This is a genomic window from Paraburkholderia tropica (assembly GCF_900109265.1).
GTDB classification, from domain to species: domain Bacteria; phylum Pseudomonadota; class Gammaproteobacteria; order Burkholderiales; family Burkholderiaceae; genus Paraburkholderia; species Paraburkholderia tropica.
Genome location: NZ_FNZM01000017.1, coordinates 98,404 through 121,179, shown reverse-complemented (window position 1 = coordinate 121,179; position 22,776 = coordinate 98,404). Strand labels below are relative to the sequence as shown.

Below are 22,776 nucleotides of genomic sequence, written 5' to 3'. Positions count from 1 at the left end.
CCGAAATGAGACGAGCAGCAATCGTAGCGCCGGTCCGTACTCCCGTCGGCACCTTCGGCGGCAGTCTGCGCCCCATGAGCGTGGAGGCGCTGGCCGCCACGGTGCTGCGCGAGACCATCGCGCGTAGCGGCATCGACGCCGCGCGTATCGAAGACGTCGTGTTCGCGCAGTCCTATGCGAACAGCGAGACGCCGTGCATCGGCCGCTGGGCCGCGCTCGAAGCGGGACTGCCGGTGGAAGTGCCCGGCATGCAGCTCGACCGTCGTTGCGGCGGAGGCCTGCAGGCGGTCGTCACGGCCGCGATGATGGTGCAGAGCGGCGCCGCCGATGTGGTCGTGGCGGGCGGAGTCGAGAGCATGAGCAACATCGAGTACTACACCACCGATATGCGCTGGGGCGCGCGCGCCGGTTCAGTGCGCATGCACGACCGGCTCGAACGCGGCCGCGAGCGCTCGCAGCCCGAGGCGCGCTTCGGCTACATCTCGGGAATGATCGAGACGGCGGAAAACCTCGCGAAGGAATACGGCATCACGCGCGAAGAAGCCGACGCGTACGCGGTGCGCAGTCATCAGCGCGCGGCGGCGGCCTGGGAATCCGGGCGCTTCGCCGATGAAGTCGTCACGGTTTCGGTGCCGCAACGCAAGGGCGATGCCGTGCAGTTCGCGCGCGACGAAGGCATCCGCGCCGACGCGAGCGAGGCGTCGCTTTCGAAGCTCAAGCCGCTCATCAAGGGCGGCACCGTCACGGCGGGCAACGCGAGTCAGCAGAACGACGCGGCCGCCGCGTGCCTGATCGTCGCCGAAGATCAACTCGACAAACTCGGGCTCACGCCGCTCGGTTATCTGACCGGCTGGGCCGCGTCGGGCTGCGAGCCCGCGACGATGGGCATCGGCCCGGTGCCTGCCGTGAAAAAACTGCTGCAAAAGACGGGGCTCACGTTCGATCAGCTCGATCTCGTCGAATTGAACGAAGCGTTTGCGTGCCAGGTGCTCGCGGTGCTCAAGGGCTGGGGCTGGCACGACGAATCGCGTCTGAACGTGAACGGTTCGGGTATTTCGCTCGGTCATCCGATCGGCGCGACTGGCGTGCGCATGCTCACCACGCTGCTCTACGAATTGCAGCGCCGTAAAGGCCGTTACGGACTCGAAACGATGTGCGTGGGCGGCGGGCAGGGCATCGCAGCGATCTTCGAACGCGCGGTCTGACGCAGACGGGCGCGGCACGATCAACAGGAGGAGACAACCATGCTGCATCGGCTCAATGCGCAGCTTGAGCGCCTGCACACGCATCCGTTCTATGCGGGGCGTTTGCCGCGCGAAGTGACGAGCACGGCGGAATTCGCGCAACGCGTGCCGCTGATGTCGCGCGCGCAACTCGTCGCCGAAATGGCGAAGCCTGGCTACGGCGCGTTCGCGCCCGCGCCCTCCGCGCCGCCCGTGCGCGTGCATCTCACGCCGATGGGCGCGTCGCTCGTGCCCATTCTGCACAGCACCGCCGATCTGCGCACCATCGAAGCGGCCTGCGGGCAGCATCTCGACGCGTGCGGCATCGGTCCCGGCGACGTCTGCATGGTCACGTTCGGCTATCACCTGTTTGTCGCGGGCCTGTTCTATCAAAGCCAGATGGAGGCGCGCGGCGTGGCGTGCATTCCGCACGGCCCCGGCGAAACGGAGCGCGCCGCACAGGTCGCGCGTCAATGCGGCGTGACGGTGCTTGCGGGCAATCCTTCGCATGCGCTGAAGCTGATCGAAGCGGGCTGCCCGATTCCGCGCGTGTTCTTCGCGGGCGGCGAGGCGTTCAGCGGCAACGCGGAACTGTATGCGCGCGTGCGGGCCGCGATGCCCCATACGCTGCTGATCGACAGTTATTCGTTGTCCGAATGTTTGCCGGTCGCGCGGACTTTTCCCGGTAGCGAATCGCCGGGCGTCCACGTATTCGACGAACTGCTTTACGCCGAAGTGATCGATCCCGATAGCGGCGAAGTGCTGCCCGACGGCGAGCGCGGCGAACTCGTGCTCACGCATCTGAAGAAGGAATTGCAGCCGCTCGTGCGCTATCGCACCGGCGATCTGACCGTGCTCGAACGCACGCCGCCCGTGCACGGACGCACGGTGGCGCTGCCGCGCGTGGTGTTCGGTCGAGTCGATTCGATGGTGAAGGTCAAGGGCGTGAAGGTCTATCCGTCCGAACTGAAAACGGTGCTGCTCGGCGTGCCGGGCGCAACGGGCGCGTATCGGCTCGTGCTCAGTCGCAAGGCGCACGGCGGCGATCATCTCACGCTGCTCGTGGAAGGCGCACCCACCGATCTGCACACCGTCGCCGAGCGCTTCAAGCGCCAGACGCTCATTCATGCCGACGCGATCGAGACTGTCGAGAAGCTCGACGGCGCCGCGCTGGTCGAAGACAACAGGAGAGAGACAGCATGAACGCAAAGACAGCAGCGTCGCCGTGGCGCTACGTGGTGGGCGGCCATAGTTACGCCGACTTTTCGACGTCGGTCTCGCCCGCCGTCGAGCGCGCGGTGGCCGAGCGTCGCGCACCGCCCACGGTGCTTCTGAACGTGTTCAACAGCGACAGCATCACGGTCGGTGTGAACGAGGATCCGAACCAGGTGCTCGACCTGCCGTTCTGCCGCGAGAACAACGTGCTGGTGCGTCGTCGTGTGAGCAGCGGCGGAGCGATTTATGCGGGTAGCGGCTCGGCGTTTCTCGCGCTGTATCTGCCGGTCGATCTGCCCGGCGTGCCGTCGACGGCCGCGCAGGCGTTTCCCACGGTGCTCGGTCACGTGGCCGAGGCGTTGCGCGAAGTGTTCGGCCTCGCGGCCGCTTATCGTCCGCTCAACGACGTCGAAATCGACGGCCGCAAGCTCGTCGCCACGTCGCTGAAAATCGAAAGCGGCGTGCTCACGTTCCGCATCCTGCTCAACGTGAAGGCCATCGATACGGCTATCGCGGCGCGTGCGATGCCGATGGCGCCCGAGAAAGTGAAGGACAAAAAGCACAAGGATCTTGGCTCGCGCTACACGTATCTGGAGCAGGAGTTGGGCCGTGCGGTGAGCGAAGCCGAATTGCGTGCGTGGGTCGAGGCGTGCGTGCGGCGCATCTTCGGCGACATCGCGCTCGAAGCGGGCGAACTCAATGCCGATGAACGCGCGTTCGCGCAGCAATACGAAAGCGAACTGATCGACGACGGCTGGTTCCATCAAAAGAGCGAAGCCACGCGCTACGGCCCGCACGCGCGCGAAGGCGACCGCGTGGTGCGCGGCCGCGAGAAAGCGCCGGCAGGACTGATCTGGTTGAGCCTGCTCGTGCGCGGCGGCGTGGTGCAGCGTGCGATCGTGAACGGCGACTGGCATCCGCGGCCGCTGCGATCGGTGGACTGGCTCGAAGACGGATTCGCGGGTCTCGCCGCCACGCGTGACGCCTGCGGCCAGCATATCGAAGCCTTTCTCGCGCGCGAGGATGTGGAGTTCGCGGGCGTCGAACCCGTGCATCTGCTGACGGCGCTCGACAAGGCGCTGGCCGAACTGGCGGGATCGGCCGCTTCGTCCGGCGACCGCGTGCGCGAAGATTCGGCGGGAGCGACCGCATGAACGCGCCTGAAGACAACAACACGCTGCTGATCACGCAACACGATGGCGTGGTCACGCTTTCTTTTAATCGCCCCGAAGCGAAGAACGCGCTGAACACGGAAATGCGCACGGCGTTGCACGACGCCGTGGTGCGCATTCGCGCTGACCGTTCGATACGCGCCGTGGTGCTGCGCGGCGAGGGCGGCGACTTCTGTTCGGGCGGCGACGTGCGCGGCATGAACGTGACGAGCGCGCAAGCGGGCCGCGAGCGCATCGACGACCTGCATGGCTGGATCAGCATGCTGATCGATCTCGATCGTCCGGTGATCGCCGCCGTCGACGGTGTCTGCTACGGCGCGGGCTTCAGTCTCGCGCTGGCCGCCGACTTCGTGATCGCCAGCGAGCGCGCGCGTTTTTGCATGCCGTTCATGAAAGTGGGCCTCGTGCCCGATTGCGGCGCGTTCTACACGCTGCCGCGCGTGGTCGGTCTCGCGCGCGCCAAAGACCTCGTATTTACCGCGCGCGAGATGCGCGCGCCGGAGGCGAAGGAAGCGGGCGCGGTGCTCGAGATCGTCGAGGCGGCGCAGTTGCACGCGCGCGCCGCGCAGATCGCGGCTTGTCTCGCCAACGCCTCGCCGGTCGCGTTTGGACTGGCGAAGCGCGCGCTCAATCAATCGCTCGGCAGCGACTTGCGCGCGATGCTCGACATCGAAGCCGCCGCGCAGGGCATTGCGTTTACCACGGAGTTTCATCGCGAGGCCGTGCGTCGTTTTCGCGAGAAAGAAGCGCCGCTGTTTCAGTGGCCCGTAAGTCAATAAGCTGGTCTGAAAACGTGAGCGAACGCTCGCTTTCCAAAATCTCGCCATTCACTTTCATCGCACCGTTATGACGATCGACTATCACACGCTGCGCAACTGGCCGTTTCAGGACGTCGAACAGACTTATACCGCGCGCGACGCGATGTTCTACAGCCTCGCGGTGGGCTACGGCGCGAATCCCGTCGATGTCGACGATCTTGCTTTCGTCTACGAAAAAGAATTGCGCGTGCCGCCGACGTTCGCCGTCGTGCTCGGCTTTCCGGGCTTCTGGGCGCGCGACCCCAAAAGCGGCATCGACTGGGTGCGCCTGCTGCACGGCGAACAGGGCATCGAGATTCACAAGCCGCTGCCGCGCGAAGCCACGGTGATTGGCCGCTCGCGTATCACGCGCGTGGTCGATAAAGGCGAAGGCAAAGGCGCGCTGCTCGAAATCGAACGCAGCCTCACGGACAAGGCCACGGGCGAGCGCTACGCGACGCTGCGTCAGCTCACGTTCTGCCGTGGCGATGGCGGGTTTAGCGCCAACGGCGGTCCGAGCGACGAGGCGCCGTCGGCGCCGCCCGCGGTGCCCGATCGCGAGGCCGATTATGTCTGCGAATTGCCGACGCGTCCCGAAACCGCGCTGCTCTATCGTTTGTGCGGCGACGACAACGCCTTGCACGCCGACCCGCAAATCGCGCACGCAGCGGGTTTCGAGCGGCCAATCCTGCACGGACTCGCCACGTGGGCCGTGGCGGCGCACGCGCTGCTCAAGACGCTGTGTGCGAGCGATCCCGCGCGTCTCGTGCGCTTTCACGCGCGCTTCACCGCGCCGGTTTATCCGGGTGAAACGATCCGCACCGAAATCTGGCGCGACGGCAATGCCGTGAGCTTTCGCGCGCGCGTGGTCGAGCGCAATATCATCGTGTTGAACAACGGCACCGCGTCGCTGCGCTGAGGTTCGGCACTACGCGTCGTTCGGCGCACATTCACTGTCAATCGAATTCGAAGGAATCGCAGTCATGGCCCGTCAACCCAAACCGCTGGTGCGTTCCGATATTGCATACAGCACGCCCGATCGTATCGTCGTGCGCGGCAAGAGCCTGCCCGACGACGTGCTCGGCCATATGAATCTCGGCGATTTCGCCTTTCTGCAACTCACCGGCCAGGCGGCGACGCCGCAGCAATCGGCGATGTTCAACGCCATCGTCATCACGCTGGTCGAGCACGGCATGACGCCGAGCGCGATCGCCGCGCGCATGACCTATGCGGGCGCGCCCGAGTCGTTGCAGGCCGCTGTGGCGGCCGGTTTGTGCGGGCTCGGTTCGGTGTTCGTCGGCAGCATGGAGGGCGCGTGCCGGATGTTGTCCGAAATCTTGCCCTATGGGACGCAATGCGACGACCTCGAAAAACTCGCCGTCGATACCGTGGCCGCCTGGCGCGCGCGCGGCACGCCGATTCCGGGCCTCGGTCATCCGCTGCACAAGCCGATCGATCCGCGCACGCCGCGCCTGTTCGAACTCGCCGCGCAGAACGGTTTGTCGGGCGACTATGTGAAGCTCATGCAATTGATCGGCAAGGAAGCGGAGCGCGTGTCGGGCAAGGCGCTGCCGATCAACGCGACGGGCGCGATCGGCGCGATCTGCTGCGAGTTCGGTTTTCCGTGGCGCATCGTGCGCGGCTTCGGCGTGATGGCGCGCGCAATCGGCCTCGTCGGTCATCTGCTCGAAGAGGGCGAGCGTCCGATGTCGTTCGAGTTGTGGCAGCGCGTGGAAGACGAAGCGTCGGCGCATTTGCGCGGCGAAGTTTGAAGGGCGCGCGTACGATGTTTGAACGAGGAAGTGACGAAAGCCGGCTGCAAGCATTAAGCCACGCAAAAGGGCCGATTCGGCAAAGCCAACTTCGCGAAACGCGGCGCGCGCGGCATAGTAGCCGCATCGTCGGCCGTAGCCGCAGGGAGGAGCACCGTGTCCGATTCATCCACGCCATCGCTTGACGCGTGGCTCGACAAAAGCGAAACGCTCGCTGACGACATCACGTCGTTTCCGCTACGCGCGCTCGCCGCCACGCTCGATCGCGACGCGCCCGGCGAGCATGTGCCGCCGTTGTGGCACTGGCTGTATTTCCTGCCGGTCGCGCCGCTCGCGCAAGTCGGTGCGGACGGCCATCCGCAGCGCGGCGGTTTTCTGCCGCCGGTGGCGTTGCCGCGCCGCATGTGGGCGGGCGGCCGCCTCACGTTTCATGCGCCGCTGCGTGCGGGGCAACGCGCGCAACGCACCTCGACGATTGCGAACATCGAAGACAAGACCGGCCGCAGCGGCCGTCTCGTGTTCGTGACGGTGCAGCATCGCTATGAAGCGGCGGACGAACTCTGCATCGAGGAAGAGCACGACATCGTCTATCGCGACGCGCCGCAAGCTGGCGCGAGCGCGCCGAAACCCGTGAGCGCGCCGGTCGGCGAAACATGGTCGCGCACGCTCACGGCCGACGCCGTGATGCTGTTTCGCTATTCGGCGCTCACGTTCAACGGTCATCGCATCCACTACGATTTTCCGTATGTGACGCAGGAAGAGGGCTATCCGGGACTGATCGTGCACGGTCCGCTGATCGCCACGCTGCTGCTCGATCTCGTGCATCGCGAACGGCCCGACGCAACGGTCGCGACTTTCGCGTTTCGTGCGGTGCGTCCGACCTTCGCGGGCAACGCGTTCACGCTTTGCGGGCTGCCCGCTGCGGACGGCCGCTCCGTCGAACTGTGGGCGAAAGACCACGACGGCTATCTGACGATGCAGGCTACGGCGACGTTCGCCTGAGTGCTCCATTCATTCACGCATTTTCCACGCAGACAGACTCATGACCGATCATCCCAGCCGCACGCTCGCGGCGTTCGCGGCGACGCTCGACTATCGCGCGATTCCGGCGCACGTTGTCGAACGCACCGTCAATCTTTATGTGGACTGGCTCGGCTCCGCGCTCGGCGGCAAGGGCGCGCGTCCGGTCGAAAGGATCGCGCGTTTTGCGCGCGCGGCGCGCGACGCGCAAAGCGCGAGCGATGCGTGCGATGTCGTGATCGATCGCACGCGCACCACGCCGTATTTCGCGGCGATGGTCAACGGCGCGGCTTCGCATTTCGTCGAGCAGGACGACGTGCATAACGGCTCCGTACTGCATCCGGCTACCGTGGTGTTTCCGGTGACGCTCGCTCTGGCGCAATCGCTTGGTGCGTCGGGGGCGGAATTTATCGCGGCGTCGGTGGCCGGTTATGAAGTCGGCATTCGCGTCGGCGAATTCATGGGGCGCTCGCACTACAAGATCTTCCACACGACGGGCACGGTCGGGACGATTGCGGCGGCCGCGGCGGCGGGACGCCTGCTCAAGCTCACGCCCGGGCAGATGCTCGACGCGTTCGGCTCGGCGGGCACGCAGGCAAGCGGGCTGTGGGAATTCCTGCGCGACGCCGCCGATTCGAAGCAACTGCACACGGCGATGGCCGCGGCCAACGGTTTGATGGCGGCGCAACTCGCGGCGGACGGCTTTCGCGGCGCGCAGCGCATTCTCGAAGGCGCGCAAGGGATGGCGGCGGGCATGTCGAGCGACGCCGATCCTGCGAAGCTCGTCGATCGTCTCGGCGAGCGCTGGGCGACCGTCGAGACCTCGTTCAAGTACCACGCGGCGTGCCGCCACACGCATCCGGCCGCCGACGCCTTGCTCGCGGTGATGGCCGAGCATCGCCTCACGCCCGCCGATATCGCCGCCGTGACCGCGCACGTGCATCAGGGCGCCATCGACGTGCTCGGCAACGTGGTGGTGCCGAGCACGGTGCACCAGGCGAAGTTCAACATGGGCACGGTGCTGGGCCTCTGCGCGTATCGCGGCTATGCGGGCGTGAACGAGTTCGAGCACGGCTACGCCGAAGCCGATATCGCCGCGTTCCGCGAACGCGTGACGATGGCGCTCGACGAGGAAGTGGATCGCGCGTATCCGGCGCGCTGGATCGGCAAGGTGACGGTCACGACGCACGACGGCCGCACGCTGCACGGGCGCGTCGACGAACCGAAGGGCGATCCCGGCAATACGCTCTCGCGCGACGAGATTGCTTCGAAGTTCGTGCGTCTCGCGGCGTTCTCGCACGCGGCGAGCGAAGCACAGGCGCGTGCGTTGCTCGACGATGCCTGGGCGATTGCGGAGTGTGCTCGCGTGGGCGCGTTATTTGAGCACGGCGAGACGAAAGTCGCCGCATAAGCACCCTCCGCCGAATCGACGAGAACGCAAAAAACACGCCGGAATTCCCGGCGTTTTTTTATTGTTCAGATTGAAAGGTTACCGCCGTTTCTCGCGCGCAAAACGCAACGCGAAACGCACGAGTTTCGGCATGGTTTCAGGCCGCTGCAAACGCATGTCGTAACCCGAGAAACGCCGCGTGTTTTCCGCGAGACACAGGCGCATCAGATCCGGCACGCCGATATCGACGTCGCTGACCGACTGCGCGCCGTTCATCGTGAAGTTGTTGTCTTGCCGATGCTCGTTGCCGTCGGCGTCCATCGCGCGCGCGAGCCCCACGCGCTCCCAGCACAGAAACACCCACACGGCGGCGATGCGCAGCTCGAAGCGGATTCGTCGCCACCACGACAGCCGCGCGCGATGCCACGCCAACCAGTTCGCGAACAGCAGAATATGGCGGCACTCTTCCTGCATGACCGGTTCGAAGGTGTCGATCAGTTCGGGCGGAAAGAGGCCCGAGCGTTTGGCGACTTCGAAGAGGCCGAAGGCGAAGAAGCTGTCCACGCATTCGCTGTAGCCGGTGACGAGATAGGCCCATTCGGCGTCTTTCGGCAATACGTAGGGCGGCTCGCTCGCGAGCGCGATGCCGTAGGCCGCGACGAGTCGCGAGAGCACGTCTTTGTGTCGGCTTTCTTCCCATGCGTTGAGCGCGAGCGCCGCGCGCATGTCCGGGTCGTCGAGCGTGGCGGCATAGGCGGCCATGCGCAGGCGCGCCTTGCCCTCGGTCTGCACGGCGATGTCCCAGATCGGCAGTTCGACAATGCGCTTGAGCGCGGCCGGTTCGAGCACGGGCCATTCGAGCACGGCGGGCCGGTACGGATTGAAGGTCTCGCGGAACATGCGGCAGGTCTCGCGACGATGCAGATCCGTGCCGGGCGTGAGCGGGCCGCTTGCATCGCTGGTCCAGTGGCGCGTGGTGTAGTCCGCCGCTTCGAGCGTGCGGCGGTCCGCATGATGCAGCGGCAAGTGCGGCGCGCTGAAGCCCGGGATGAGCCGCGCGGTGTCGAAGCTGTCGATGGCCTGATCGCTCATCAGAAAACCTCTCCAGGTTGAGCACAACGCCGAAACGCCTGTAATAAAAAACGAATGAACTCACCGTGGCGGCCTGAATGGATGATTCACGCCGATTAAAGATGGCTTGAGATCGATTGCCGGCTTTTTCGATCGCTGTCTTCAATCGTTTCCGCTAATTGTGGCACCGTTCGGCATATGTCGCGCGCGAGATCGATCGATCCAGATCAGTTGAATCGGCTTGAATTCAGGCAAAAAATCGCCTAGCTGAAGGGCTTGGGAGCTTGACCCTGTTTTTCACGTCAACGCGTGCCGAGCGCATGAGGATCGTTGCATTTGCTTGAACGATAACCGGCGTGGTTTCGATAAAAAGCATAATGAAGACGAATGTCGACATTCATCTCGTGCCAGAAAAATAAACCGAAATATCGCGGGGAATTAAATGGCGCAGATACAGCGCGTCATCGCGCTATTCGATATAGCCTGTGGCGGATGTTTGATTCGCTGCAACACGGCGAATCTTTTTCATCATCAGAAGGCAGTCGAAACAGGGGGCGTCGCAAGCGCGGTCGTCATGAAGGCGGCAGCACGCGGCGCCGGAGCCAGCCTTAACCGGAAGCTTGCCCGTGCGCATCCTGTCGATATTCGGAACGCGGCCCGAAGCCATCAAGATGGCGCCGCTCGTGACGCGTCTTGAAGCGGAGCCCGGCGTGCAGTCGGTCGTCTGCGTGACCGGGCAGCATCAGAGCATGTTGCAGCAGGTGCTCGACCTGTTCGGCATCGTGCCCGCGCACAACCTCGCCGCCATGACCACCAACCAGACGCTGAACGGACTCGCCGCACGACTGTTTACCGGTCTCGACGATGTGCTCGCCGCCGAGCAGCCCGAGCGCGTGCTCGTACACGGCGACACCACCACCAGCATGGCGGGCGCGCTCGCGGCGTTTCATCGGCGCATTCCGGTCGGCCACGTGGAAGCGGGCCTGCGCACCGGCAATCTCTTCGAGCCGTGGCCCGAGGAAATGAACCGGCGCGTGGTGGACGTGGTCAGCGATCTGCTGTTCGCGCCCACCGCAAGCTCGCAGGCGAATCTCGATGCGGAGGCGCTCACGGGCCGCGTGGTCGTCACGGGCAACACGGTGATCGACGCCTTGCGTTTAATGTGCGAGCGCCTCGACAGCGACACCGCGATGCGCGAACGCATCGATGCGCAGTTTCCGTTTCTCGAACCCGAAGGCGAGGGCCGTCCGCTGCTGCTCGTCACGGGGCATCGGCGCGAAAGTTTCGGCGCGGGCTTCGAGCACATTTGCGCGGCGCTCGCGGCGCTGGCGCAGACCGGCAAGATGCAGATCGTCTATCCCGTGCACCTGAATCCGAACGTGCGCGGCCCCGTGCTCGCCACGCTCGGCAACGCGCCCAATGTGACGCTCACCGATCCGCTCGACTATCCCGAGTTCGTGCGGCTCATGCAGCGCGCGGCGATCGTGCTGACCGATTCGGGCGGCGTGCAGGAAGAAGCGCCCGCGCTCGGCAAGCCGGTGCTCGTGATGCGCGACGTGACCGAGCGGCCCGAGGCGCTCGCGGCGGGCACGGTGAAGCTCATCGGCACCGACCGCGTGGCGATCGAGCGCGCCGTGCTCGAACTCGTCGACGACGAAGAGGAGCGTCGTGCGTTCGCGCGCCGCGTGAATCCTTATGGCGACGGTCATGCGTCGGAGCGCATCGTCGCGGCGCTGGTGGGCAAGCCGTTCACGCCTTTCGCGAGCCGCGCGTTGCCGGGTTATCTGCATCCGGTGCTTGCCGCGCGGGCGGATGCCTAGCGCATGCCTCGCGCACATCTGAAGCGCGCCGATCGCATCGTGCGGGGTTCGCGCCGCGCCGACCAACATGAGGTCCATGACGTGATATCGAATTCGACTTCGCATCCGGTGGGGACGACGAGCGCGCGCGGCCCGAAGCGCGTGCCGGTCTGGCTGAACGGCGCACTGCTGCACGCGCTGGGCGCGATGAGCGTCGCGTGGTGCGCGCCGGCGCTGGCCGCGCCCGGCGATCTCGCCGCGGCGTTCGCGCAACTCGGGGCGGGGCGCGTCGAATCGCGCACGGTGTCGCTCGCGGATCTCGGCGTGCGTGAACCCGTCGTGCTGCGCGCGCCCGACGCGGCGCAGGAACTCTATCTGCCGGTGCCCGCGAATCTGCCGATCGAGAACGCCACGCTGCAACTCGACGCGAACTATCTGCGCGGCAACGGTGGCCGCACGACCTTCGTGCTGTCGCTCGACGGCTCGCCGGTGCAGGCACGCACGCCGGGCGACACGCAGGGCGATGGCTCGCTGAGCATCGGCGTCGACGGCGCGCCGCGCGCGTCTGGCTTCGTGCGCGTGGGGCTGCAATGGTCGTCGGTGCTCAACGACACGTTCTGCACGGACCAGACCGCGATCGCCAATCTCTGGCGCGTCGCGCCGACGACGCGTCTCACCTATCAGTTCGACACCTCCGCGATCGACGACGTCCACACCGCCTGGAGCGCGCTGCCGGCGAAGCCCGTGGTGGCGATCGGCGCGGGCAAGCTCGATCCCGCCGCGTACGACGCCGCGTGGCGGCTCGAAGCGCTGCTGGTGCGCGGCGGCGCGACGCCCGTCACGCAGATCGTGCCGGCGGTGGGCGACACCGTGCATCTGGGCAGCGTGCAGGTGCCCGCCGCGTTGCAGGCCGTGCCCGCGTTCGCGGCGCTCGCGGCGGGCGGCGATCACAAGCTCGCGAATCCCGCCGAACTCGGCGCGCTGATCGCGCTGGCGCCCGCCGGCGTGTTCGCGCCGAACGTCGTGATCGCCGATGCAGCCCTGCGTGCGCGCACGGGCGAAGCGTTCGACGCGTTGCGCGCGCAGGTGCAGAGCGTGTCCGCCGATGCGGCGGGCGCGTTCGACGCCTGGCGCAAGCGCGCGGGCGGCGCGCTGCTCTCGGGCGGATCGGCGACGCCGCCCAAAGGCGAACTCGCGCTCGCGCATCTCGGTGGCCTGCCCGCCGTGGTGGTCGGCGACGACCTCGGCGTGAGCGCGCTGTCGCGCGTATGGAGCGGCATCGGCGTGTCGAACCGGCTCGTCGTGCACGAACTCGCGCAGTCGCCGAATCTGAGCGCGGGCGGGGCGAGCGACCGTCTGGCGCTCTCGCTGATCGGCGGCGCGCCCGCGACCTTGAGCGTGCTGACGAGCGCCGCGTGGGAAGCGCATTTCGATCTCGCCGCCGTGAGCGGCAACGGCAAGATTCCGCGCCGCGTGGTGCTCGATCTCGCCGCCGCGCCCGCCGCCGATCGCAACGGGCAGACCGCGTCGATCTTCTTCAACGGCGTGCTGATCGGCTCGCATCTGCTCGATACCGATGGCCGCGCGCAACGCGTGAGCGCCGATATTCCGGTCTACGCGCTCGGCACCACCAACACGCTGCGCGTGCTGTTCCAGCGTCAACCGGCGGGCGGCTGCCGGCCGCGCGAGCAGGGCTATCCGGCGGCGGTGCTGCCGAGCAGTTATCTGGTGCTCGGCAAGGGGCCGCTCGGCGACGATTTCACGGGCATGGTCGCGCGGTTCTCGCAGTCGTCGAACATCGTCGTGCCGCAGGCGTATCTGGCCGATCCGCTCGCGAGCCTGCCGCGCCTCGCGCGTCTCGCGAACGCGACCGGCGTCTCGTCGGCGCGCGCGACCTTGCAGGTGGCGGCCGACGGTCAGGCCGCGCAGCCTGCGGGACCGTTCCTCGCCGCCGACGTCGCGCTCGATCAGGATGCGAACCACGCGAGCTTCGCCGACGGCCGCATCACGCTCAAAGGACGCGGCGGTTCGACACTCGTCGATCTCGCGGGACTGGACCGCGTGGGCGTGATCGAGGTGACGCGCGCGGGCAGCACGCCGGGCGTGCTCTACCGGAGCGTGGGCGCGCCGCCGGTGCTGCCCGCGAGCCTGCAACTGCTGCAGGGCGACGTGGCGATCGTCGACGGCTCGGGCGTGATCAAGCAGTTCGACACGCAATACGCAGGCGGTGTGCCGCCGACCGACGATCAGCGCGTGTGGCTCGCGCGTCACTGGGCGGGCTGGGGCGTGCCGACGATCGCGGTCGTGCTGCTGGTGTTGCTGCTGGTCGGCGCGGCCTGGGCGCGCAGCCGCGCCCGCAAGCGCACGGCGGCGGCAGCGGCGCAGGCCGAGAGTGCGAGCGCCCACACCGGCAGCGGTCCCGACGACGGCGGGCCGGGCGCATCCGGCGGCGGTGCGAATCCGCAGGGCTGAGCGTGAACTGGGCCTCGATCGACTGGTGGCTGAACTACGTCGCCGGCCGCTATTACCAGGGCATGGAGTACCTGGCGGCGGCCGTGGCGGTCATCATCCTGCTTTCGAGCCTGGATGATCTGTTCATCGACGCGTGGTACTGGCTACGCCGCACGATCCGTCATTTCACGGTCGAGCGGCGCTTTCAGCCGCTGCGCGCCGAGCAGCTTTACGACCGCGAACAGCAGTGGCTCGCGATCATGGTGCCCGCGTGGCGCGAAGAGGACGTGATCGCGGCGATGGTCGAGAACGCCGTGAAGGTGCTCGATTACCGCAACTATGTGATCTTCGTCGGCACCTATCAGAACGATGCGGCGACCATCGGCGAAGTCGAGCGCATGCGGCGGCGCTACAAGCAACTGCATCGCGTGGAGGTGCCGCACGACGGACCGACCTGCAAGGCCGATTGCCTGAACTGGATCGTGCAGGCGATCTTTCGCATGGAAGGCGAGGCGGGCATCGAATTCGCGGGCGTGATTCTGCACGACAGCGAGGACGTGCTGCATCCGCTCGAACTGCGCTTCTTCAACTATCTGCTGCCGCGCAAGGACATGATCCAGCTACCCGTCGCCTCGCTCGAACGCGAGTGGTACGAGCTGGTCGCGGGCACCTATATGGACGAGTTCGCCGAGTGGCACGCGAAGGATCTCGTGGTGCGCGAGAGTCTCGCGGGCGCGGTGCCGTCGGCGGGCGTGGGTACCTGTTTCTCGCGGCGCGCGCTCGCGGGACTGGCGGCGCAAACCAACAATCAGCCCTTCAATACCGAAACGCTCACCGAGGATTACGACGTGGGCGAGCGGCTCGGGCGCATGGGCATGCAGTCGATTTTCGCGCGCTTTCCCGTGCAGTTCGCCACGCGCCGCAAGTCGTGGTTCGGTCTCGGGCCGATGCGCGAATTCACGCTCACCATGCCGCTGTGCGTGCGCGAGTATTTCCCCGATACGTTCCGCACCGCGTATCGTCAGCGCGCGCGCTGGACGCTCGGCATCGGCCTGCAAGGGTGGGAGCAGACCGGCTGGGTCGGCTCGTTCGCGAACCGCTATCTGCTCGCGCGCGATCGCAAAGGCATTCTCACGGCGTTCGTCGGCATCGTCGCCTATGCGCTGCTGGTGCAGTTCCTGTTGTTCACTTACGCGGATCTGCTCGGCTTGCGGCCCGATCTGATCGCCTCGCCGTTTTCGAATTCGCGGTTTCTCACCCTCGTGCTGTGGGCCAACGGCATCGCGCTGCTGCTGCGCGTGGTGCAGCGCGTGTACTTCGTCTCGCGGCTGTATGGCTGGGAGCATGGGCTGCTGTCGGTGCCGCGCATGGTGATCGGCAATTTCGTGAACTTCATGGCGGTCTCGCGCGCGTGGAAGATGTATCTGAACTATCTGGCGACCGGCAAGCGCCTCGTGTGGGACAAGACCATGCACGACTTTCCTTCGTCGGACGGGTTCAAGGACCGGCGTCAGCGCCTCGGCGAACTGCTGGTGTCGTGGCAGGCCATCGCGCCCGAGGAACTCGACAAGGCGCTCGCGCAGGAGCACGCGCAGGAAGCGCCGCTGGGCCGCGTGCTGATGGCGCATGGCTGGCTCGACGAGGAAACGCTCGCGGAGGCGATTGCGTTTCAGGCCGACCTGCCGCGCGCGCGGCTCGACCGCGCGAAGCTCATGCGTCACGCGCAGGATGTGCCGATCGAACTGGCGGTGCGCTATCGCGTGCTGCCGCAAGGCGACGATGGCGCGGGCCATTGCGTGCTGCTGTGCGCGAGTCCGCTGACGAGCGAGGCGCTGGCCACGCTGCGCGCGAAGACGGCGATGCCGGTCGTGCAGCGCATCGTGCGCGAAGGCGAGATCGCCGATGGTTTGCGGCTGTTGCGCGGCGTGCCCGTGACGCCCGAGGGCGACGGCGACGCGGCGCAAGGCGCTTCGCCGCCGAAGGCGAAGACGCCGCTCGCGGTGCCGCTGCTCGGCGATCTGCTGATCGAGCGGGGCGCCGTGCGGCGCGCGCAATTCGAGGACGCGCTGCAGCGCTATCGTCCGGCGGAGCATGGGCGGATCGGCGACTACATGGTGGAGCAGGGCGTGATTTCGCGCGACGCGCTGGCGCAGGCCATCGCCGAGCAGGAACGCCTTCGCGCCGAGGCGCAGGCTGCGTCATGAAGCGCATGCCGAACGCTTTTCCGACTCAGCCGACTCAGCCGGCTTTGCGCGCGATTGCGCTGGCCGCGCTGTGCCTGAGTCTCGGCGCGAACGTGCCGGTGCGGGCGCAAGCCGCGCCGGCGGCGGCTCACGCGCTGCCGCTCTCGGGCGCGGCCTATCGCGTCGCGCAGCAAGGCTACGACGCATTCGCGCGCCACGATTACGCCGCCGCGCAGCGCTACGCGCGCGAGGCGATACGGCAGCGGCCCGATGTGGCGTCGCTGCGTCTGCTGCTCGCCAATGCCGAGGCCGCGCAGGGCAATCTGCGCGCGGGCAGCCGCACGCTTTCGGAGGCGATTGCGCAACTGGGTCCCGAGCCGTCGCTGGTCGCGCGGCGCAAAGCGTTCGATACGCAGATCGCGGCGGCCACGGCGCGTCCGTCGGCGTCGCGCGCCACGCAGGCGTCGCGCGCGGGGCGGCCTGCGCAGGCTGCTCAGCCGGGTCACGGTTCGCCCGACAATCTCACGGGCCGCGCCTTCGTGCTGGCGCAGGATGCCTATCGCGCTTACGATGCGAAGGATTACGCGCGCGCGTTGCGCGAGGCGAACGCCGCGATCGCGTTGCGGCCCGACGTGCTGCGTCTGCGTTTGCTCGCCATCGACGCGGCCATGGCGCAAGGTGAGGACGCGGCGGCGTGGCAACTGGCGCAGGACGCCGCACCGCGCTTCGGCGGCAACGCCGAGTTGCGCGCGCGGCGTTCACAGATCGGCGCGCGTCTCGCACCGAAGTTTGCGGCGGCCGCGCAGGACGCGCAGCAACGGGGCGATCTCGCCGATGCCGCGACCCAGGCGCGCGCCGCCATCGCCTATGCGCCGGACCGGATCGGCTACCGGTTGCAATTGTTCGGCATCCTGATCGATGAAGGCGATATGCCCGCACTCGACGCAGCAGCCAGCGACGCCTTGAGCGCCAACATCACGCCGACGATGATGCTCCACGTCATGCACGGTTACGCGCGCGCGGCGCAGGGACAAGCGGCGCAGGCCGATGCCGATTTCACGCAGGCGCTGCAAGCCGACGACGGCAGCGCGCGTGAGCGGCGCGTGGCGCGCGTGATCGTCGCGGATGTGTGGACCGCGCAAGGCGAGCCCCAGCGCGCGCTCGACCTGCTGAAGCCGCTCGGCACGCAAGGCGACGACACCGACGCGTGGATCGCGGCGCGGCGCTACGCAGCGCGCGAGGCGTTGGCGCGATCGACGCCCGAAAGCGCGCAGCAGGTGGCGAGCGAGGCGCGTCCGGTGCTCGATTGTGCGGTCGATGCGAGCGGCGCGGCGTGCGATGTCTATGCCGCCGATGCGGGCTTCGCAGCACGGCGCGCGTCGATTCTGGCGGCGCAGCGCGGCGACAAGGAGGCGGCGGTGCACTACGCGCGCGCGGCGGTCGATGCCGCGCCGCGCAATCCGCAACATCGCGTCGAACTGATCGACGCGCTGGTCGCGGCGGGCGATCCGGACGGCGCACGGCGCGAAGCGCGCGCCGCGCTCGACGCCGGTCTGCTCGACGCGATGCCGCCTTTGTCCGCCGCATATCTCGCGCAGCGCGCGGGCGCGGACCGGCGCGCCTTCGAGTATTTCGTGCAAGCCGACGAAGCGGGCCAATTGCCGCCGCAAGCCGCGGGCGACGCGGGCTACAGCGCCTATCGCGCGTGGTTCGACGCGGCGGCCGCGCGCTATCTGGAACGCGCCATCGACTACGGCACCGCGCCGCCGGACGGCGTCGCGCCCGCCACGCTGCTGCAATTGCAGGACCTGCGCAACGTGCACGCCGACGTCGCGCGCGACTGGGGTTTCATCGCCTCGATCAACTATCGCGGCGCGGGTTTGCAGCCCGGCGTGACGACCGGCTCGGTGCCCGGCGCGTACAACAACTGGCAGATGGGCGTCGAAGGCTACTGGCGTCCGTTCGGCTCGCTCGGCGACCGCAACTTCGAAGTCTATGCGCGCGCTTACCAGGACTTCGGCGCGAAGGGCGGCGCACCGAGCGGCGTCTCGACGGCGCTCGGCGCAATCGGCATGCGCGTGAAGCCGTTCGAATCGATCAACGCGGTGATCGCCTTCGAGCGCCTGATTCCGATTGGCTCGCATGCGCCCTCGGACTGGCTCGTGCGGCTCGCGTATTCGGGCGGCTTCGGCACCGAGCGACGCCTCGACGTGCCGTCCTGGTGGACCGTGCAGGACTACGCCGAAGTGGGCCATTACGTGAGCAACGGCTGGAACTACGCGACCGGTTATCTCGAAGCGGGGCGCACGTGGCGGCTCGATCGCATCAGCCCGAAACTGACCGTGTTCCCGTATGGCGTGATCGGCATGGACTACGATTCGAGCATCAATCACAGCGTGCCGGTGGGCATGGGCGTGGGCGTGTCGACGCGCTACTGGTTCCGCGATACCTTCTACGATTCGCCGCGCTCGTATGTCGACGTGTCCGTGCAATACCGCTGGCGGCTCACGGGCGACGACCGCGCGGGCGGCGTGTTCTTCGGCGCCGTGCTGTCTTACTGAGGGAGAGGCCGATATGGCGAGGTGCATCGCACAGCCCGGCGCGTATTCAGGTGCGGTTGCGCGCACGCACGTGGCGTGTCTTGCGTGTCTCACGTTTCTCACGTGTCTCACGCAGCGCTGCACGCGCGCCGCCGTGGCGGCGCTGTGCGCGCTCGCGGCGGCGGGCTGCACGCTGCAGGTGCCTGCGCACGCCGACGCGCTCGCGCAAGGCGTGGTCTGGCAGCCCGACAACGATCATCTCGATCTGCGCGGCAACTGGGACAAGCTCGGCGTCAACGAACTGCTGGTGCAGTGGATCGCCGTCGACGACGTCGCGTACATGGCGGGCGCGGGGTTGCCCGCGCCGCGTGTGCCCGACTGGGTGCGCATCTCGAACGAGCCGTGGGCGCGCGGCGTGATCGTCGGCCTCGCGGGTTTCGCGGACGAAAAGAAAGCGCGCGCGAACATGGAAGAACTCGTCGAGCGATCGCTGCGGCTCGCGAAGGTGCGCCCGCCCGTGCATATCACCGGCTGGTATTTTCCCGTGGAAGCCGATCCCACCTGGGCCGACGCCGCGCGCATGGGTCCGCTGCTCGAACGCTTGCCGAAGCCGCTCTGGATCAGCGTGTACGACACCAGCAATATCGGCGGCGAGGCGTTCGCGAAGTGGCTCGACGGCTGGTTGCCGCGCGACGTGGGCGTGCTGCTGCAGGACGGCTGCGGCGTCTATGCGCGTGGTCCGGCGGCGGCGCGCGAATATGCCGATGCGCTCGCGGCGCATCTGGGCAAGAAGCGCGTGCGCGTCATCGCGGAGGCGTTCAGGCCGAAGCAGGGTGGGGGATTCCGCGCGGCCACCGCGGCCGAGCTGGCGCCGCAACTGGAGGCGTATCGCGGCTATCGCGTGTATGTGTTCGACGGGCCGCATTATCTGTCGCCGGAACTCGTCGACGGATTGCTCGCGATACGGCATGGCGAGGGTAAGGCGCGCTAGAAGTCGCGCCTTGAACAGCGCTCAACGCAATTGCGCGAACGCGATCAGCAGCACCATCGAGCCGATCGCGCCATCGAGCACGCGCCACGCACTCGCGCGGCGGAATAACGGCGCCATCGCCCGCGCGCCATAACCGAGTCCGACGAACCACACCGCGCTCACGCACATCGCGCCGATCGCGAAAGCGAGCCGCGCGCCTTGCGGCTCGCGCGCGCCCGCTGTGCCGATCAGCAAAAACGTGTCGAGGTAAACATGCGGATTGAGCCACGTGAAGGCGAGCGTCATCAGCATGATGGGCAGCGCGCGCTGCTCGGGCGCGTTGGCCTGCGTCGCGGCGTCGAGTACGGCATGCGTGGGCTTGACCGCGCGCCGTAGCGCGCCGATGCCGAACCAGACGAGCCACGCGAGCCCCGCATAGAGCACGAGATGCACAAAGGTCGGATAGCGTTCGACGAGCGCGGACGCGCCGCCCACGCCTGCGCCGATCAGGATGAAATCGGACAGCGCGCACAGCACCACGATCTTGCCGACGTGCGAGCGCAAGATGCCCTGGCGCAGCACGAACGCGTTTTGCGCGCCAATGGTGACGATGAGCGAAGCGCACAGCGCCGCGCCGTGAGAAAAAGCGAGCCAGTTCATGATGGTCGGAAACGAAGCGGCCGGGACGATCGGCGCGGAGCGATGAATTGCGCGTTCCGGGCGTCGCGGCGTGGACAGAAGCGGAGAATGGCGTTAGTCTGCGGCCGGAATCGTCTTAAGCAAAGCTGTTTTTGTTAATCCCGATTAAGGAACGCTAATGCTCGACTACGCGCTGCTCGATGCGCTCGCCGCCGTGGTGCGGCATGGTTCGTTCGACCGCGCCGCCGGCGCGCTGAACGTCACGCCTTCGGCGGTCTCGCAGCGCGTGAAGCTGCTGGAAGAACGCGTGGGGGCAGTGCTGGTGAAGCGCGGTCAGCCCTGCGTGGCGACGGCCGCGGGCGCGCTGCTGTGCCGCCACACCGAGCGCGTGCAGTTGCTCGAAGCGGAACTGGGCGGCGGCATGCCCACGGTCGTGGGCGCGATCGACGCGGCGCGGCCCACCTTGCGCGTGGCCGTCAACGACGACAGCGTGGGCACGTGGTTCATCGACGCCGTCGCGGCCTTCTGCGTGGAGCGCGGCATTCTGCTCGATCTCGTGATCGACGATCAGGACCACACGGCGCAGCGTATGCGCGACGGCAGCGTGCAGGGCGCCGTCACCACCCAGGCCGAGCCGGTGCAGGGCTGCCGCTCGACGCGTCTCGGGCGCATGCGCTATCTCGCGGTGTGCTCGCCCGAATTCTTCGCGCGCTATTTCGCCGACGGCGTGGGGCGCGAGTCGCTGCGCCGCGCGCCCTGCGTCGAGTTCAATCCCAAGGATCAACTGCAAAAGCGCTTCGTGCGCCGCATCACGCGCGCGCAGGTGGACGCGCCGCTGCACTGGATTCCGCACGTCGCGGGTTTTCTGCGCTGCTGCGTGAGCGGGCTCGGCTGGGGCATGTGCCCCGAACGCATGATCGCGCCGCATCTCGAACGCGGCGAACTCGTTGAGCTCACACCAGGGCGCGGGCTCGACGTCGAACTCTACTGGCAGAGCTGGCGTCTCTCGATTGGCTGGCTCGACGATTTCGGCGCGATGTTGCGCCGCCAGTCGGCGAGCTGGCTCGATCAGGGTCGCGGTTAAGTTCGTTTCCGATTCCCTTTTTCGATTCCCCTTTCCCGACCGCCCGAACCCGCGCCGCCCGCATGTCGCGAGCGCGGCGGCGGAGGTCGTTCGCACTATCCGCCTTTCATCCGCTATTAGCCGCCATTTGAATTGTTGTTATCCGTGCGGGGAATCGCTGTGTCTATTGGATGACGGACGGCGCGCGCAATTGGTGCAATCGCCGTGGAATCGCGGCGCAATCCCGTTGCAATGCCGCTGCAATGGCCGTGCATTTCCGCATGACAAAACGGCTAAAACCAAATTGATATTTGATTAATAATGCCTGAAATAGAGGCGTGTCTCGCAATTCAGATCTGTAAGGTTTGGGGCGTGGCGTGCGACAAATTTCTGCGCCTCACGGGCGACTTCTCCTTGCGTAATCCCACTGCGCATAAGGCTTAAGACATCCATGCGTTTCATTGATCGAACAACGATCTCAAGCATCTGCGCACATGCGGCGTCTGCTAGTGCGGATCCAATGCGCTGCCCGTTCAGGGCCGCCGGATAAGGCGTTGCGGCAGGTGCGCGGAGAAACCGTTGAATGTCTTAATAGTCTTGCTAATTGGCGGGACCGTTCCACTTTGCGCGCATGGTGCGGTTACTTTTTCCTGTTGGCAATGTTAAAAATCAACAAATCCACGAAAAAAGTTCCGAATGTAAAGAAACCACCATTGCCCGCAGATAGTCTGACTTGAAAATTCGACGTCTCGAATTTCATAATTGAGAACTATCGTGTGAAAATTCAGTTTTTCCTGTGGAGAGCGGAAATCGCACGCTATAATCCGGACGTGGCAGAGTGCTTATTCGACCGGCATATTTGAATCGTTTCCACGTGCACGAGGTGCATTATGACGAAATTAGATACCGGCAGCGCATGGCAACAAACCATTGATCTTCTGACGGCCGCTTCGGAACCCGTAAGTCCGGACGTCGAGCCAATGGGCTTCAGAAACTGCAAACCGGTACCCATCACACGCAGCGCATCGGAAGCGGCCAATCGGCGTCGTGCCACGGTGCGGTCGTGGGATGCGCAGGGCATCACCTTGATCCGGCGTCATGATCCGGACAGCATCACCGTATGCTGGAGCGACGCAACGTATGGGCGTTACTCCGACCAGTTGTGGCGGGTTTGCACCGCGCGGCGCAGTGCGGTGTGCGCGTTGACCGGCGAGAAGATTCGTCGCGGCGACGCGGTGTTCCGTCCGAGCCCGAATCGCCGTCATCGTCCGGCTAATGCCGACGCGATGATCCTCGCGAGCAAGCTCGATGCGTTCCCGAACGGCGTCGTGGCCGCGCGTCTCGACGAGGCGCTCGCCGCGTGAGCGGTGGCCGGGCCGCGGCTCGGGGCGGGGCAGGCGGCGTCGCGCGGTCGATTCCCGGCTGATAGGTGGGCGATGAGCGGCCGATAAGTTGTCGATAAGCGGCAATC

Annotated in this window: 17 protein-coding genes; 15 read left to right on the top strand and 2 right to left on the bottom strand. The window is 66.7% G+C overall.

Annotation, left to right across the window (positions count from 1 at the left end):
* Positions 1-5 precede the first annotated feature (5 nt).
* From BMY06_RS27090 to BMY06_RS27055, 8 genes are all read left to right on the top strand, one after another.
* Positions 6-1,205 (top strand): acetyl-CoA C-acetyltransferase, encoded by a 1,200-nt coding sequence (locus BMY06_RS27090; RefSeq protein ID WP_065061153.1) that lies wholly within the window; start codon positions 6-8, stop codon positions 1,203-1,205.
* 39 nt (positions 1,206-1,244) lie between these two features.
* Positions 1,245-2,426 carry a phenylacetate--CoA ligase family protein gene (locus BMY06_RS27085; protein ID WP_074986375.1) on the top strand — a complete coding sequence of 394 codons (1,182 nt, stop codon included), beginning with the start codon at positions 1,245-1,247 and terminating at the stop codon, positions 2,424-2,426.
* Positions 2,423-3,592 carry a lipoate--protein ligase family protein gene (locus BMY06_RS27080; RefSeq protein ID WP_065061155.1) on the top strand — a complete coding sequence of 390 codons (1,170 nt, stop codon included), beginning with the start codon at positions 2,423-2,425 and terminating at the stop codon, positions 3,590-3,592. Before BMY06_RS27085 ends, BMY06_RS27080 begins: the two co-directional genes overlap by 4 nt.
* Positions 3,589-4,389: an enoyl-CoA hydratase/isomerase family protein gene (locus BMY06_RS27075; RefSeq protein ID WP_074986373.1), complete on the top strand. Its 801-nt coding sequence runs from the start codon at positions 3,589-3,591 to the stop codon at positions 4,387-4,389. The genes BMY06_RS27080 and BMY06_RS27075 overlap by 4 nt, the downstream gene beginning before the upstream one ends.
* Positions 4,390-4,456: 67 nt before the next feature.
* Positions 4,457-5,326, top strand: coding sequence for a MaoC/PaaZ C-terminal domain-containing protein (locus BMY06_RS27070; RefSeq protein ID WP_065061157.1), 870 nt, complete (start codon positions 4,457-4,459; stop codon positions 5,324-5,326).
* Between the two features lie 64 nt (positions 5,327-5,390).
* Positions 5,391-6,179, top strand: a complete 789-nt coding sequence (locus BMY06_RS27065; RefSeq protein WP_065061158.1) for a citryl-CoA lyase — start codon at positions 5,391-5,393, stop codon at positions 6,177-6,179.
* 156 nt (positions 6,180-6,335) lie between these two features.
* Positions 6,336-7,181: an HTD2 family dehydratase gene (locus BMY06_RS27060; RefSeq protein WP_065061159.1), complete on the top strand. Its 846-nt coding sequence runs from the start codon at positions 6,336-6,338 to the stop codon at positions 7,179-7,181.
* Positions 7,182-7,221: 40 nt separating this feature from the next.
* Positions 7,222-8,610: an MmgE/PrpD family protein gene (locus tag BMY06_RS27055; protein WP_074986371.1), complete on the top strand. Its 1,389-nt coding sequence runs from the start codon at positions 7,222-7,224 to the stop codon at positions 8,608-8,610.
* Between the two features lie 78 nt (positions 8,611-8,688).
* On the opposite strand, the gene BMY06_RS27050 is transcribed toward BMY06_RS27055, so the two are convergent.
* Positions 8,689-9,681, bottom strand: coding sequence for a hypothetical protein (locus BMY06_RS27050; protein ID WP_080180558.1), 993 nt, complete (start codon positions 9,679-9,681; stop codon positions 8,689-8,691).
* 605 nt (positions 9,682-10,286) lie between these two features.
* Between BMY06_RS27050 and wecB the strand changes: the two genes are divergently transcribed.
* The 5 genes from wecB to BMY06_RS27025 are packed head-to-tail and all read left to right on the top strand — an operon-like array spanning position 10,287 to position 19,624.
* The gene (gene wecB, locus BMY06_RS27045; RefSeq protein ID WP_074986485.1) at positions 10,287-11,480 is read left to right on the top strand and encodes a non-hydrolyzing UDP-N-acetylglucosamine 2-epimerase; all 1,194 of its coding nucleotides are present in this window, start codon (positions 10,287-10,289) and stop codon (positions 11,478-11,480) included.
* A gap of 3 nt (positions 11,481-11,483) precedes the next feature.
* The gene (locus tag BMY06_RS27040; RefSeq protein ID WP_244144302.1) at positions 11,484-13,931 is read left to right on the top strand and encodes a cellulose biosynthesis cyclic di-GMP-binding regulatory protein BcsB; all 2,448 of its coding nucleotides are present in this window, start codon (positions 11,484-11,486) and stop codon (positions 13,929-13,931) included.
* Positions 13,932-13,933: 2 nt separating this feature from the next.
* Positions 13,934-16,114, top strand: a complete 2,181-nt coding sequence (locus BMY06_RS27035) for a glycosyl transferase family protein (RefSeq protein ID WP_074986370.1) — start codon at positions 13,934-13,936, stop codon at positions 16,112-16,114.
* A gap of 5 nt (positions 16,115-16,119) precedes the next feature.
* Positions 16,120-18,654 (top strand): NfrA family protein, encoded by a 2,535-nt coding sequence (locus BMY06_RS27030; protein ID WP_074986481.1) that lies wholly within the window; start codon positions 16,120-16,122, stop codon positions 18,652-18,654.
* Positions 18,655-18,667: 13 nt separating this feature from the next.
* On the top strand, positions 18,668-19,624 hold the full coding sequence (locus tag BMY06_RS27025; RefSeq protein ID WP_074986368.1) for an alpha-amylase family protein: 957 nt from the start codon (positions 18,668-18,670) through the stop codon (positions 19,622-19,624).
* 21 nt (positions 19,625-19,645) lie between these two features.
* Here BMY06_RS27025 and BMY06_RS27020 read toward each other — a convergent pair whose 3' ends face one another.
* Positions 19,646-20,263, bottom strand: a complete 618-nt coding sequence (locus BMY06_RS27020) for a LysE/ArgO family amino acid transporter (RefSeq protein WP_074986366.1) — start codon at positions 20,261-20,263, stop codon at positions 19,646-19,648.
* A 157-nt stretch (positions 20,264-20,420) separates the two neighbouring features.
* Between BMY06_RS27020 and BMY06_RS27015 the strand changes: the two genes are divergently transcribed.
* Complete coding sequence (locus BMY06_RS27015) at positions 20,421-21,326, top strand: LysR family transcriptional regulator ArgP (protein WP_074986365.1); 906 nt, start codon at positions 20,421-20,423, stop codon at positions 21,324-21,326.
* Between the two features lie 1,034 nt (positions 21,327-22,360).
* Positions 22,361-22,669: a DUF3331 domain-containing protein gene (locus BMY06_RS27010; RefSeq protein WP_161495575.1), complete on the top strand. Its 309-nt coding sequence runs from the start codon at positions 22,361-22,363 to the stop codon at positions 22,667-22,669.
* Positions 22,670-22,776: the final 107 nt, after the last annotated feature.